The organism is Psychroflexus salinarum (genome assembly GCF_042677225.1).
GTDB classification, from domain to species: Bacteria; Bacteroidota; Bacteroidia; order Flavobacteriales; family Flavobacteriaceae; genus Psychroflexus; species Psychroflexus salinarum.
In genome coordinates this window covers 179388-194669 of sequence record NZ_JBHTIV010000013.1, presented here as the reverse complement: position 1 = coordinate 194669, position 15282 = coordinate 179388, and the positions used below count along the sequence as shown (strand labels likewise).

8 protein-coding genes are annotated in these 15282 nt (G+C 36.6%); 1 reads left to right on the top strand and 7 read right to left on the bottom strand.

What is annotated here, in order from left to right:
• Positions 1-298 precede the first annotated feature (298 nt).
• From ACFQ0R_RS11475 to ACFQ0R_RS11445, 7 genes are all read right to left on the bottom strand, one after another.
• Entirely contained in the window at positions 299-1195 is an 897-nt protein-coding gene (locus ACFQ0R_RS11475; RefSeq protein WP_379658520.1) for a tetratricopeptide repeat protein, read from the bottom strand.
• A 14-nt stretch (positions 1196-1209) separates the two neighbouring features.
• Complete coding sequence (locus ACFQ0R_RS11470; RefSeq protein ID WP_379658519.1) at positions 1210-2322, bottom strand: hypothetical protein; 1113 nt, start codon at positions 2320-2322, stop codon at positions 1210-1212.
• A 200-nt stretch (positions 2323-2522) separates the two neighbouring features.
• Positions 2523-3173, bottom strand: coding sequence for a hypothetical protein (locus ACFQ0R_RS11465; protein WP_379658518.1), 651 nt, complete (start codon positions 3171-3173; stop codon positions 2523-2525).
• A gap of 273 nt (positions 3174-3446) precedes the next feature.
• A complete protein-coding gene (gene recG / locus ACFQ0R_RS11460) occupies positions 3447-5549 on the bottom strand; it encodes an ATP-dependent DNA helicase RecG (protein WP_379658517.1) in 2103 nt (700 codons plus the stop codon).
• A 566-nt stretch (positions 5550-6115) separates the two neighbouring features.
• On the bottom strand, positions 6116-7408 hold the full coding sequence (locus ACFQ0R_RS11455) for an amidohydrolase family protein (RefSeq protein ID WP_379658516.1): 1293 nt from the start codon (positions 7406-7408) through the stop codon (positions 6116-6118).
• A 1-nt stretch (position 7409) separates the two neighbouring features.
• On the bottom strand, positions 7410-10397 hold the full coding sequence (locus tag ACFQ0R_RS11450; protein ID WP_379658515.1) for an amidohydrolase family protein: 2988 nt from the start codon (positions 10395-10397) through the stop codon (positions 7410-7412).
• Between the two features lie 11 nt (positions 10398-10408).
• Positions 10409-11485 (bottom strand): DUF3810 domain-containing protein, encoded by a 1077-nt coding sequence (locus ACFQ0R_RS11445; protein ID WP_379658514.1) that lies wholly within the window; start codon positions 11483-11485, stop codon positions 10409-10411.
• A 139-nt stretch (positions 11486-11624) separates the two neighbouring features.
• On the opposite strand from ACFQ0R_RS11445, the gene purL reads away from it, so the two are divergent.
• A complete protein-coding gene (gene purL / locus ACFQ0R_RS11440; protein ID WP_379658513.1) occupies positions 11625-15281 on the top strand; it encodes a phosphoribosylformylglycinamidine synthase in 3657 nt (1218 codons plus the stop codon).
• Position 15282: the final 1 nt, after the last annotated feature.

The following is a 15282-nucleotide window of genomic DNA, read 5'->3' as shown; positions in this document are numbered from 1 at the left end:
TGCAATTTCTATAACTGACTTTATATTGAATTTGGTAGCGTTTATTTAAACGCCTTCAGATACATTTCTTAACGCTATACGTTTACTTAAACATCCAGCTTGGCAATAGGTCACACTAAAGTCGGCGTGGAAATGTGCGTTCTTAAAGATACCCTGTCTGCCCGACGAAGTCATTCAGAAAGAGTCAATAGACGACTGAAGAATCTCTTTTATCATGAATCATAGATTCCCTGCCTGTCCTCTGGAGAGAAAGAATCAAAGAATACATAAGTAGTCGAGATCAAGCTATGATTCAAACCTATTTTAAATCAAATTTTCTTTTTAAATCCTCAATTTGATGTTGAAAAACTTTATCAAATCTTTCAAAATAAGGTTCCTTAAATGTATAACCGCTGGCTAAAGCCTTTTCAGCTTCATGAAGTTGATTTTTAGAATTTTCTAAATCTGATTTTGAATAGTATAATTTGGCAAGCTGGTAGGAAACCTCAGCACTCGGGTATCTTTCTATTAGTTGAGAAAGATTAAAGATTGCAGCCTCATGATTCTGAAGTTCGGCCAAGCAAATAGCTTTATAAAAAACTATATAAAAATTATCCAAGGGATCAAATCCTTGTTCAATTTCGTTTTGCTGATAGGATTCAAAGACATCAATGGCCTGCTTATATTTTCCTAAACGGTATAATGCTTGACCCTTTAATAAAAGGCAAGACTCACCATGACAGCTTATGCTCAAATCATTTTGAGTTAACTCCAATATTTCATTTACAGTTTTAATTGTGTTATCATAGTCTCTATAGAAATACAAGTAATTCCAAGCGGCATAGTCTAAATTTTTTAGATGAGTTGAAGAATCATTATCAGTTTCTAAAGCAAGATTGAGCATTTTCATTGCTTTTTCGTGTTCACCAGCTTTTTTATAGGAATAAGAAAAACGTCTGATGTATTCAGAATTATCAGGATTTATCATTAACCCCAAAGTATTCAAATGCCTTTTAAAAAGAGAGGTTTGTTCAAAATTATAAGAGAAATCAACATACTCTTTTCCATAGCTTTTATCCTTTTTCATTTTTTTATAAACAGCAGAATTGGTTTTTACATGCTCAATGTTTAACTTTTGAACCATTTCTCTTTCATTATTAGCTGATTCATCGCTATCAGCTTTTGAACACGAGAAACTAATACAAATGAATATCATTAATACCCAATTTTTTAAGGACATACCTCTGTAAGTTTGTTATTTTTGATTTTTAATAAAAAAAACATTTTGGCATCTTTTGCTCCTCTGTAAGAAATCTTATCAATATTATCCCATTCTTTTAAATTGCTTACCTTATCAACAATATGTTTAATTACGAGGGGATCAAAATCAGTTGATGAATAATTTTCATCGAGTAATTCTAACCCAAAACGACCGACATGTCCATTACAATTGATTGTAAAATGTAAATTAATATAACCTTGCCCTGAAATTTTTGGCATCCCAGATTGCAAATAACCTTTTAATCGCTCTAGACCTTTACTATATCTTATATCATCTCCTACATAGTACATGCTTTGATAGTGATCGTTGCATAAACTATAACTTCGAGCATCTGAAACTAAAGGCTTAGATTCAATTTTCGAATAGATTTTAGTTTTAGTTTCAAAATCGGTGAAATAGGACAATTCCAGTTTATCCTTGTTTATATGCTTAATGTGATAAATCGGATAGGGATTGACTATTGTTGAAGGAATGATAAATAACTGGTCTTCAACTTCGTGTAATTCAAAGGAAACGGACTCTGTTTCAGAATAGATAAGTTCATCAGAATAAAAATAATCCCATCTTAAATTGAGTTTTTCATTTTGAAAAGAAATAATTTCTTCAATCTCAAATGCAGAATTAGGGGTTTTTAGGTTGCTGATTTTTGTAACGAAGTATTCCCCATTAACTCTATTTATAAAATCTATACCATCAATTTCTTCACCTTTATCAGTTTTAATATAAGAAAAGAGGTTAGAATCATTATAAAACATTATCAAATCTTCATAGAGCGTGTAAGGCTCTAAATAAATCAACTGTTCCTTATTTTCGAATAGTAAAGTGTCACCTTTACCAAGTTGACTGATGTCAAATTTAGTAAATGTTGAATCTTTTTCCCAATAGTCGTATTTATACAGTCCTTCAGAGTTTTGTAACATTACCTGATAAAAAGGTTTCTGAGTATTTAGATCACTAACAGCTGATACATAAAGCGTATCTTGCCCCGAATCTTTACTTTGAATATTGCAGGATGAAAGAAATCCTAAGTTAAGGATTAGGAATAATTTAAATTTTTTCAATACATAGGGAATTTAAAGTTTTTACCTTTTTGGATTGGTCTAAAAATGCAATAAATATAACTTAACAGAATAAAAATAAAATTTAAAATTGATTTTTTTAAAATTGTATATAACAAGCTGGTCTCCCTGAATACTATTCGAAAATCTAATTTAAATAATTTATCGTCGAATCAAAAAAGCTTCTCTGTCGGAATGATAGTTCAATCCAATTGATACAGCACCCCAAATATAGGAAAGTCAATAAAGTTTTTTAACGGATTACTCACTCCAAAACTATCTCTATTTTCAAAATTGAAATCGTCTGAATAATAATAAATGAGATTGGGTAAACGTAAATACAAACACATATTTGGTTTTACCTTCAGATTTAAACCCAAATCTGTATAAGCATTAACGTAAGAATTGGAGGCATTTTGATTGGAATCGATAAAATTTTGATTCACTCCTATCTCAATAAACACTGAAAATATGGATGTTATGTTTAAATAATGCCTTAAATAAGGCCCAATTTCAAAATGAGTAAACCTATTGGTTGTTCCACTAGCTTCGTTATCAAAACTTAAATATCCAAACCCTGCTGAAACCCCGGCAAAAAGGTTGGTAGTAAGACTGTAGTTAACCCCCAAAAGTAACTGTACTTTTATGGCGTTTTCAAACGTAGCCTCTTGCTCCAAAGTCAATGAATTATCTACTATCGCTAAATCTGCCCATGAATAGGAAAGTCCAACTTGCCCTTCCACCAACCATTTGTGTTTCCCGACTACACCTTGATATTGAGCTTGTAATGGTACAATATTTATCAAGAAAATAAGAGAAGCCCATATTAATAGAAAAAGGCTTCCACAGTTCATGTTTATGAGTTTAGTAACCAATTGGCAAATTTTGATTATCACTTATAAAATTCGATATAATTTAAGAACTTATTAAAATCAGATTATATTGTTTTAAATATAGTAACATAATAAAGTATAATTCAAAAAATAGCTAAGTCTTATAATATTTTCATAAGAGGACTCAAAACATCTCTATCAATTTCAAGCATCTGTCTTACCGCTAAGCGGATGAAAAAATAAGCTAACTTAGAAGCTGGATAACGAAAAGCTTTTAAAGAAACATGAGTAAAATCAACTAATATAATTCCAAATCGTCTGGTCCTTAAACATCGCTCTGTAAGTCACGTTGATCATTTTGTGCTCGTCCATCTGGAAGTTGGGATCGGCTTTGATGACATGGTGTGCATAGCTCCTGGCGGTTTTCAAAATCTGATTGTCTTTCACCAAATCCGCGATTTTTAAATCTAAAATACCACTTTGTTGCGTGCCCATCAGGTTACCAGGACCACGTAGTTTTAAATCCACCTCAGCGATTTCAAACCCATCGTTGGTAGCTGTCATGGTTTCCATTCTGGTTTTGCCATCGGAGCTTAATTTCTTGCCCGTGATGAGCACACAGTAGCTTTGCTCTGCCCCTCGTCCTACTCGGCCTCTCAACTGATGAAGTTGAGATAAGCCAAATCGCTCGGCGCTTTCAATAATCATCAAACTTGCATTCGGCACATTAACGCCCACTTCTATCACTGTGGTGGCCACCATGATTTGAGTTTTGCCCTGGACGAAGCGTTCCATCTCGTACGCCTTGTCTTCGGGTTTCATCTTCCCGTGAACAATGGAAATCTGATACTTTGGTTTAGGAAACTCCCGCTCTATGCTGGCGTAACCGTCCATCAAATCTTTATAATCAAAATTTGCCGACTCTTCTATCAACGGATAGACAATATACACCTGACGCCCTTTATTAATTTCATCTTTGATGAATTTAAAAACCTTTAATCGGTTGTTATCATAGCGATGAACCGTTTTAATCGACTTTCTGCCAGGAGGCAATTCGTCGATCACCGACACATCCAAATCTCCATAAAGGCTCATCGCCAAAGTTCTGGGGATAGGCGTTGCTGTCATCACCAAGACATGTGGTGGTAGCGAATTCTTTTTCCACAACTTAGCACGTTGAGCCACACCAAATCGGTGCTGCTCATCAATCACTGCCAGACCCAAATTTTTAAACTGAACCGTATCTTCTATCAAGGCGTGCGTGCCTATAAGTATATGAAGTTCGCCACTTTGAAGTCGTTCGTGCAGGATTTTTCGATCTTTCTTTTTGGTGGAACCCGTCAGCAGTTCTACCTCAACACCAATGGGTTCGCAAAGCTCAGATAAACTTTCAAAATGTTGAGTAGCCAATATTTCAGTAGGAGCCATTAAGCAAGCCTGGAAGCCATTATCAACAGCCATAAGCATTGTCATAAGCGCCACGATGGTTTTTCCAGAACCCACATCCCCTTGCAGCAATCGGTTCATTTGGGCATTGCTGCCTAAATCTTTTCGTATTTCTTTCAGGACTCGCTTTTGCGCATTGGTAAGCTCAAAGGGCAATACATTTTTGTAGAACGAATTGAAATAGTCTCCGACTTGCTCAAAAGTAAAGCCTTTGATTTTGACTTTATGAATCGCATTTTTCCTCAACAACTGCAACTGAATGTAATAGAACTCTTCAAATTTCAGTCTAAACTGAGCTTTGGACAACAACTCTGCAGATTGAGGAAAATGTATATTCCGCATGGCTTCCGTTTTGGAAAGCATTTTCAAATCGGATAAGACATTATTGGGTAAAGTTTCCTGAAAGATTTTATCCTGTTCCAACAAACTAAAAATCAACGTACTGATGACTCGATTGGAAATGCCACGCTTACTCAACTTTTCGGTGGAAGGATAAACCGGCTGAAGTTTGATTTGAGATTTAGTTTTGGCCTTCTCCAATTCTTCAATCTCAGGATGCGGCATAGAAAAACTCCCACTGAAATAATTCAGCTTACCAAAAATTACATAAGCTGTATTGATTTTCAAATTTTCAAGAATCCACTTGTGACCACGAAACCAAACCAATTCCATAGATCCTGTATCATCTTCAAATTCAGCCACCAGGCGCTTCCCTTTTTTCATTGGAACCGTTCTTACATTGGTGATTTTACCGATGATTTGAACTTCAGCAGACGTATCCTGCAGCTCAGAAATTTTATAAAATCGAGACTTATCGATATAGCGAAAAGGAAAGAACTGAAGCAGATCCTGAAACCTGTGAATACCCAACTCCGTTTTGAGCAAATCGGCCCGGCCCGGACCGACGCCTTTAAGATATTCTATAGGAGTTTGTAGGGTTTTCGTATCCATAAAACGAAAATACTATAATTTCACAGATGGAGATTTTAAAGCATGAAAAAATACCCCGAAGCAAATCCATCGGGGTATCTATTTATTAATTTATATATGCTACGTTCTTTGCGACTCTACATTTAAAAATAAGAATAAACTAAATAAATTCATTTGTCAGCTCGAGTGAACACATTTGGGTTTTGGTAAAAAATCAAATGTGTTTGTATCGAGAGCCTTATTACTAGTTTTCGATACATTTCATAATATCTGTCTTATGATTCAAAACCAAAAGGAATGTCACCTTGAGCGCAGTCGAAAGGTAGTGCAAAAACGTCTCGACTTGGCTCGACATGTCATCTGAATCGCAATGAGCTTAAGATGAAAGCATAAAAAAAGCTACTCGAAATGAGCAGCTTTTTTTAAATCGAAATATTCATTTATCAACTCGAGCCCTCTAAAATTTTGCGAATTTTATTTAATACAAAGTGACAATTTTCAGCATTGTTTTAGCATCGAGCGGAGTCGAGATGTAGGCTGTTCTCAACGCAGTTTATACTGAAGTAGTGAAGTGCTCGAACAGACAATTAGTCCTGATATTTGTTAGAATAGCGCTCATATAATTCAGTTTGATGCGTTTCCAAACTCACATCTCTTCCCTGAATATAAACTTTTGTCATTTTATTTCCTCTCATATCCAGAGCATCACCTTCACTTATAAACAGTGTAGCATCTTTACCCACTTCCAGTGAGCCAATTTGATCGTCCATGCCCAGAATTTTAGCTGTATTCAAGGTAATCATTTGTACAGCCAGTTCTTTTTCGACTCCAAAAGCAGCCGCAGTACCTGCATAAAAAGGAAGGTTTCTGGAATTCATTCGTTCCATTCGTCCACTTCCTTCAAGCGCAACCAAAACTCCGGCATCACTCAATAATTTTGGTAATTTATAAGGCAAATCGTAGTCATCATCTTCAAAATTTGGGTTGAGATGCGTACGCTGAACTAAAACGGAAATATCATTAGCGGCAAGATCCTCTGCAGCTTTATAGGAATGATATCCTCCTACAATAGTGACTCTGTCCAAATTCATTTGACGTTTAAAGCTTATGATATCTTTTATTTCTTTTTCACCATCAGAATGGATAAATAAAGCCTTCGAACCATCAAACAGTCCAGCCATAGCTTCATACTCTAAATCTCTGTCACTGGATCCTGGAACATAAGCTTTGGCATTGTTGAAGTAAGCAACTACTTCATCAATCTCGCTCGTGTAATCTTTATTCTTCTCCCAGACTCTGTCAGCATCGTACCAGTTTCCGCTTCTGCTGAAGGCCCCCGGCCAGTTCATATGAATGGCATCATCCTCTTTGATGACAGCATCTTCCCAGTTCCAGGCATCAAACTGAACAACCGATGAAGTCCCAGAAATACGACCGCCTTGTGGGGTGATTTGCCCCATCAATACACCATTAGGTCGCATGCTTTCCACAACTTTACTTTCTGCATTATAGGCAATTAAACTTCTGATATGAGGCAGCATTTTACCCAATTCATCTTCATCAACTGTTGCCGCTACAGCATCGATCTCAACCAAACCTAAAGTGGCATTAGGAGCTATAAACCCAGGATAAACGTGTTTCCCTGAGGCGTTGATTTGTTGACCTTTAGCTTCGGAAGCATCGGTGCCAACGTATGTGATTTTTCCATCTTCAAAAACGACGACAGAATTCTCAATAACTTCAGTATTTCCAATGTGAGCCGTGGCTCCAACTATAGAAATAGCTTCGGTTTGTTTTGGGGCTGGTGTTTGTTGTGCCTGGCTAGAAAAAACCAAAGCTAAAGCAACAAAACAGCTAGTTAATATTTGTTTATAATTCATCTTATTCGTGTATGTGGTTAATATCATCTAAACTGTCACAGTGTAGAAATTCTTTTTCTTTTTTCTTAATCGGCTGGGTTTTCAAACCTTTGTTTTTGACTTTCATCATTTTGTTGATTAAGAATTGTCTTTCTTTCTGAATTTGCTCTCTCATGGCTAAATCCTTTTCAATATCAAAGTAAACAACACCTTCAATAATAGTTTTCTCTGGTTTTGCATAAATCGACAATGGATCTGCATTCCAAAGTACTACGTCGGCATCCTTTCCTTCTTTGATACTTCCTACTCTATCGTCTATATGGAGCAACTTTGCAGGATTCAAGGTTACAAATTTCCAAGCCTCTTCTGCTGGAACTCCGCCGTACTTCATAGACTTAGCCGCTTCTTGGTTGAGACGTCTTATCATCTCACCGTCATCACTGTTGATAGCTACAGTAACTCCTTGATTGTGCATAATCGCAGCATTAAAAGGAATAGCATCATTCACTTCATATTTGTAAGCCCACCAGTCACTAAAGGTAGAACCACCTGCTCCATGCTCTTTCATGATGTCAGCTACTTTGTAACCTTCTAAAATATGTGTAAATGTATTTACTGTAAAGTCAAACTCTTCAGCAACTTTCATCAACATATTGATTTCGCTTTGCACATAAGAGTGACAGCTTATATAGCGCTCTCCATTAATTATCTCTAATAAAGTTTCCATTTCGTCATCATGACGATAAGGCTTACCAGATGCTTTTTTCTCTCCGTAAGCTTTAGCTTGTGAGAAATAATCTCTAAAGACCTGCTCAACCCCCATTCTGGTTTGTGGAAATCTTGAGTTTCCACCCCAGTTAGATTGTTTCACATTTTCACCTAAGGCAAATTTGATATGCTTTGGCGTATTGTCATAAATCAAATCTTCTGCATTTTCTCCCCATTTTAGTTTTAAGACTGCAGATCGCCCACCTATAGGATTGGCAGAGCCGTGTAATAATTGAATACTCGTTACACCACCTGCTAGTGATCTGTAAATACTGATGTCATCTGGATCTACAGCATCTTCCATAGTAACTTCAGCAGAAGAATTGTGTCCACCTTCATTAATCGAAGTTCCTGCAATGTGAGAGTGCTCATCGATAATACCAGCGGTTAAAAACTTACCTGTTCCGTCGATAACTTCAGCTCGTCTGTCGCTTAAGTCTTTTCCAATCTTATCTATCTTCCCATCTTTAAGTAATACATCGGTATTTTTTAAAGTGCCTTCAGCTTCTCCAGTAATAACCGTTGCATTTTTAATTAAAATACGTTCAGGTTGCGTTTGTGCAGATTCTCTTCCATAAGCTGAATTTGGATACGTCATGGAAAGCATTTCCATAGCTTTTTCCTCCTCTTTTTCATCTTCTTCTTGATCTGAAGTAGACTCAGTTTGTTTTTTAGTGGCCTTAAAAGTCGACGTGTTTCCATCTCCTAAAATGGCTTTACCACTAAAACTTGATTGAAAAGGTTCTATTTTAGACGTTAGAATCGCATACTCTTCTTTAGATTTATCAGCATCACTTAAAACCAAAGTCATCCATTCATCTTCGTAAGTTAGCTTGCTTCCCAGCTTTAAGGTGTCTTGTTTGACTTCTGCAGAAAATTTACCTGACTTATTTTTGATAGTCAGTTCGTGAGAATTTCCATTTAAGACCAAATCATATGAACCTGAGATATCAATAACATCCAAAGGCTCCAAACGGTGACGCTGACCCTGAACCCAGTTTTCGTAAATTTTAAATTCGTCTTCAAAAAGTTCTTTAGAAGTAATGATGAAGTTAGCCACTTTACCTTTTTCCAAAGTTCCAAGAAGTTCAGAAGCTCCAATGGCTTTAGCAGGTTGAGTGGTTAACCCAGCAAAAGCAGTTTGTTTATCCAATCCGCGCTCTACAGCTTTCTTTAAATTCTTTAATAATTCGTCAGGAGATTTTAACCCTTTAGAAGTGAAAGAAATATCAACGTCGTTTTCAGCAAGAATTTTAGCATTTGATGGGGCATATTGCCAATGCTTCATTTCGCCTAAAGAAAGATATTCTCTCAAAAATGGATCTTCAACATCGTATGCATCAGGAAATTTAAGCGGTAAAACGAAATGTGCGTTTATTTCCTTAAGGTCTTCTATTCTTTTGTATTCATCTCCGGAACCGATGATGGTGTATTGAACACCAAATTGATCTCCTATTTTGTCAGCTCTAAAAGCATCCAAATAATTATCTACAGAAAATAATTGTGGAAGACTCTTTTTAGCTAAATAAGCTTCAATAGCTAAATCTTTTTCTTCAATAATACCGGTTTCATAAGCTTCGGCATCATGATAAAATTGTCTCAGCAATGCTGTATATCCCATGATAGAACTTGGATATGCTTGGCGAGATTGTTTGCTTTTGCTAAATTCATAGTAAAGACCAGATTCATCTTTTAACAAGTTTTTGTTGAAATTGTCACTTTCTGCTAAAGCAAATAAAGCAGCATTTCCTCTCAAGAAACCATCAGCTATATGAGTGTTCACAGCTCCGAAGCCAGCTTTACGCATAGTTTCAGCTTTTTTCTCATCAAATTCAAAATGAGACTTAGCAGATTGCTCTGGTCTCACGTGATCATTCCAGTAATAACCTTTTCTGTTGGGGTCATATTGTGGTTGAGAAGCTCTTGGCGCACTTGAGATATCTTTAATTCCAAAATCTGAATAGACTTCTACGAAAGATGGATAAATGTGTTTGCCTTTAGCATCTACTATAACAGTGTTTTCTGGAAGCTTTACATTTTTACCAACTTCTACAATCTTTCCATCTTTAAAAAGCAAAGTCGCATTTTCAATAGTTTGAGACGGTGAGACGTGAATGATGGCAGATTTTACTGCGGAGTAATTGCTAGTCCTTGTTTTGACTCCTTTGTTTTCAGGAAAATAATCCTGAGCAAAAAGACCAAAACTCAACATGCAAAATAAAAGAAAGACTTTTTGTTTCATTGAAATTTGAATTAGTGATTAATAATTTGTTTTTGTTGGTAATAATTAACTAACAAGGCCACCACATAGCTGTAGCTTTCCATGCCTTGCGGCTGATTATTTGCTTTTAGGTAATTGCCATAAACGGTTTCCATGATTAATTCTACTGGACCAGTGTAGGCTTGCCAAAATTCTTGAACTTCTTTATAATTTTTTAAAACTCCAGAATTGAGTTCTGCGATAAGAGCTTCTGATAAAAGAGGATCTTTTTTGTACATGTCATTGAGACTATACTTCAAAGCAAAAGTTAAACCCGAATAGCGTAAAAATCGATTTTCATCTTCCATAGTGATGATTGAGGCTATAAAATTGGCTTCATTTTCCTTTGAATAACCTAGCTGATGACCAATCTCATGTGCCATTGTTGTTGGGAGTTTGTACTTCGGAATTTTATAATTGTACTGACCCTCGTTGGTAAATGGATTTACATATCCACTAAAACCACCATAAGAAAGCGGTAAGGAAAACAGTGATTTTTTAAGATTTTCAACTCGATATGGAATTTTTATATCCTGATTTACTGAATTCCTGTAGGCTTCGAAAACTAATTTCTGAAGTTGAATTTGCCTGAATTCATAATCCACTTTTAAACTATCATTACTTACTAGTTCTGAATGTAAAGAATTAGTTTTCTGTATTAAATCACAGGTGAATTCTTGTAATTCTTCTTTGGTATAATCTGTTGAAATGCCTAAAGATTGATGCAATGGAAGTCGGTAATAATTGAATCCCCAAAACAAATGAAACAAAAAGTAAATTAAGGACACAAATGCCAGAGCCTCCAAAAGTCGGGTCCGCATTCTTCTGAATTTGGTTTTAAATAGCCTAAAGACCCACATCAGCATAATAATGACAAGGATAGAATAAAATAAGTCTCCAAGCGAAAAAGGGATCCATGAGGTCAAGTAATGCTGAAGTTGTGAAATGAATAAGAAAAAACTAGTACTGTAGTAGTCTTCCACCCATGTTGGATTTTGTTTCAAAACATAGATCAGTAGCAACTGAAGGGGAAAAAATAAAGCAAGAAATTTTAATGTGATATTTTTCAAAAAGGGTTTGAATTATTTAGTAATTTCTTTACTTATAAATTTAAGAAAGATGAAATTCAAACTTAACTAATTTTTAAAAATACTCACATATTTATCGTAATTTTGAAGGCGTCAAAATACAACACAAATCCAATAAAGAATGATCATTTTCTTCAAAGCTGATTCGACGCATTACTTCGCAGTTTCCATCGATAAACTACCAGACTACGAGACCATAAAAAAATTCAAATGGGTATTTGGCGACGCCCAATTCATAGATGAAAAACAGATAGACGGTCAATTCATCGGTCCGCGACAAGTTATGATTACACCTTGGAGTACCAATGCTGTAGAGATTACTCAAAATATGGACATTGAAGGCGTTAGAAGAATTGAAGAGTTTTTTGAAGTCACTTCAGAAAAAAAGGATTTCGACAGAATGCTTTTTCAAAGCTATGATGGATTAGATCAGGAAATTTTTACCATCAATATCCAGCCGGATCCTGTTCTTGAAATCGATAACATTTCAGAATACAATCAAAAGGAAGGCCTGGCTCTTAATGAGGAGGAAGTCAGTTATTTAGAAAATCTTTCCAAAAAATTAGGTCGAAAATTAACCGATGCTGAAGTCTTTGGTTTTTCACAAGTTAACTCAGAACATTGCAGACATAAAATCTTTAATGGAACTTTCGTCATTAACGGCGAAGAGCAACCTGAATCACTTTTCAAGCTGATCCGAAAAACATCTGAAACGCATCCCAACAGCATAGTTTCTGCTTATAAAGACAATGTCGCTTTTATAAAAGGGCCTAAAGTGGAGCAGTTCGCTCCTACCCGTCCTGAAATAGCTTCAGAATATAAAAATTCAAGATTCGATTCTGTAATTTCCTTAAAAGCAGAAACGCATAACTTCCCCACCACAGTAGAACCCTTTAATGGTGCTGCAACTGGAAGTGGTGGTGAGATAAGAGACAGACTTGCTGGTGGAAAAGGCTCTTTACCTCTTGCAGGTTCTGCGGTTTATATGACATCTTACCCAAGACTTACCGATAATAAACCCTGGGAAAAAGCAGTTTCAAAACGGGAATGGCTCTACCAAAGTCCACTCGACATCCTGATCAAAGCATCTAATGGAGCTTCAGATTTTGGAAATAAATTTGGTCAACCACTTATCAACGGCTCTCTGTTCACTTTTGAGCATAAAGAGCATGACCGACTGATGGCTTACGATAAAGTCATTATGCTTGCTGGTGGCGTTGGCTACGGAAAAGCCAATCAGGCACTAAAAGACGTTCCTAAAAAAGACGATGATATCGTCATTCTTGGTGGCGATAACTACAGAATTGGTATGGGAGGGGCTGCGGTTTCTTCTGCAGATACTGGTGAATTTGAAAGCGGTATTGAACTTAATGCCGTTCAAAGGTCTAATCCTGAAATGCAAAAAAGAGCTGCTAATGCTATTCGGGCAATGGTAGAACTTGATGAAAACCCGATACGCTCAATCCACGACCACGGTGCTGGAGGCCATTTAAACTGCTTAAGCGAGCTAGTTGAAGATACTGGTGGTCATATTGATATTGATAAACTTCCTGTTGGAGATTCTACACTTTCTGCCAAAGAAATCATTGGCAACGAATCTCAAGAACGTATGGGACTTGTGATTGGAAAAAAAGACTCTGCATTTTTAGAAAAAGTAGCTTTACGGGAGCGTTCCCCTATGTATCGCGTAGGAACGGTGACTAATGATCACCAATTTATATTTAAAAATTCCAGAACACAGGAAAAACCTTTGGATCTGAAGTTAGATGATATGTTTGGAAGTTCACCAAAAACCATCATGACTGACCAAAGAGTTGAGAGAACTTATTCAAATGCTGAATATGATTCAGAAAAAATATATGATTACGTAGAACAATTACTTCAACTTGAGTCAATTGCCTGCAAAGATTGGCTTGTAAATAAAGTCGATAGATGCGTCTCCGGACGTGTGGCTGTACAACAAACTGTCGGCCCGTTGCAAGTTCCGCTAAATAATTGCGGTGTGGTTGCCTTAGACTACAACGGTAAAGAAGGTGTTGCTAATTCTATTGGCCACTCGCCTATTTCAGGCTTGATCGACCCTGTGGCTGGGGCTAAAAATTCAATTGCTGAGGCTTTAACCAACATCATTTGGGCACCTCTAGAGCAAGAACTGACATCTGTATCGCTTTCAGCAAACTGGATGTGGCCTTGTAATAATGAAGGCGAGGATGCCAGATTATATGATGCGGTGAAAGCTGTTTCAGAATTTGCTATTAATCTGGGAATCAACGTACCTACTGGTAAAGACTCCTTGTCGATGAAGCAACGTTACAAAGACCAGGAAGTGCTATCACCAGGTACGGTCATCATTTCGGCTGCTGGACATTGCAACGACATTAAAAATGTGGTTGAGCCAATGTTCCAAAAGGACGCAGGCTCCATTTATTATTTAGATTTTTCACAAGATGACTTAGAACTTGGCGGCTCAGCCTTTCTTCAGTTATTGAATAAAGTTGGAAATAAAGCTCCATCAATAAATGACGATGCTAAATTCAAAACGAAATTCAACGCCATTCAAAAGCTGATCAAGGAGCATAAAATTGCAAGCGGACATGATATTTCTTCCGGTGGATTGATAACAACTCTATTAGAATTATGCTTTGCTCATAATGATTTAGGTGCAGAATTAAATTTCAATGAATTTGAAGAGAAAGACTTGGTTAAACTCTTATTTGCAGAAAATTCTGGACTAGTTTTCCAGGCTAATGGAGATCTGACTTCAGATTTTGAAGAGCTAGACATTGAGCCATTATATCTTGGAGAAGTTAATTCAACTGGAGAATTATCTATTGCTCATGAGAGTCAAAATCTGAATTTCAACGTAGAAGCTTATAGAGAATATTGGCTCAAGACTTCTTATGAATTTGACAAGCACCAGAGTGGAGAACAAAAGGCAAAAGAACGTCACGATAACTTCAAGCATAACGGTTTAAGCTTTAAGTTTCCAGATCATTTTGATGGAAAATTAAAATCAGTAGAAGGGAAACGTATCAAAGGAGCCATCATCAGAGAAAAAGGTTCAAATTCTGAACGTGAAATGGCTAGAGCCATGCATTTAGCTGGATTTGATGTGAAAGACATCCACATGACCGACTTGATGTCTGGAGCAGAGAATCTGGAAGATGTTCAATTTATTGCTGCAGTTGGAGGCTTCTCCAATTCTGACGTTTTAGGCAGTGCTAAAGGCTGGGCCGGTGCTTTCAAATACAATGAAAACGCAAATTTAGCTTTGCGCAATTTCTTCAACAGGAAAGATACGTTGTCACTTGGAGTTTGTAATGGATGTCAACTTTTTGTTGAGTTGGGTCTAATTACACCAACACATGTAGATACACCAAAAATGCTACATAACGATTCCGGCAAGTTTGAATGCCGCTTCACAGCAGTAACAATTTCTGAAAGTAATAGCGTAATGCTTAAAAGTCTTGAAGGTTCTACTCTAGGAATATGGGCTGCACATGGTGAAGGTAAATTCCACTTGCCTATGGAAGAGAGTCAATATTTTATTCCTGGTAAATATTTTAGAGAAGAATTCCCTGTGAATCCGAATGGCTCAGATTACAATGCGGCCATGCTTTGCGATGAAACTGGAAGACATCTGGTGATGATGCCTCACCTGGAGCGATCTACCTTTTCTTGGAACTGGGCGCATTATCCTAAAGACAGAAAAACAGACGAGGTTTCCCCTTGGATTGAAGCTTTTCAAAACGCTAAGAACTGGCTAGAAAACGCATAAG

Excerpts from the sequence above, each read along its gene's own strand:
- ACFQ0R_RS11465 (WP_379658518.1), bottom strand. The coding sequence starts at position 3,173 with ATGAACTGTGGAAGCCTTTTTCTATTAATATGGGCTTCTCTTATTTTC.
- purL (WP_379658513.1), top strand. The coding sequence starts at position 11,625 with ATGATCATTTTCTTCAAAGCTGATTCGACGCATTACTTCGCAGTTTCC.
- ACFQ0R_RS11475 (WP_379658520.1), bottom strand. The coding sequence starts at position 1,195 with ATGATATTCATTTGTATTAGTTTCTCGTGTTCAAAAGCTGATAGCGAT.
- recG (WP_379658517.1), bottom strand. The coding sequence starts at position 5,549 with ATGGATACGAAAACCCTACAAACTCCTATAGAATATCTTAAAGGCGTC.
- ACFQ0R_RS11455 (WP_379658516.1), bottom strand. The coding sequence starts at position 7,408 with ATGAATTATAAACAAATATTAACTAGCTGTTTTGTTGCTTTAGCTTTG.
- ACFQ0R_RS11450 (WP_379658515.1), bottom strand. The coding sequence starts at position 10,397 with ATGAAACAAAAAGTCTTTCTTTTATTTTGCATGTTGAGTTTTGGTCTT.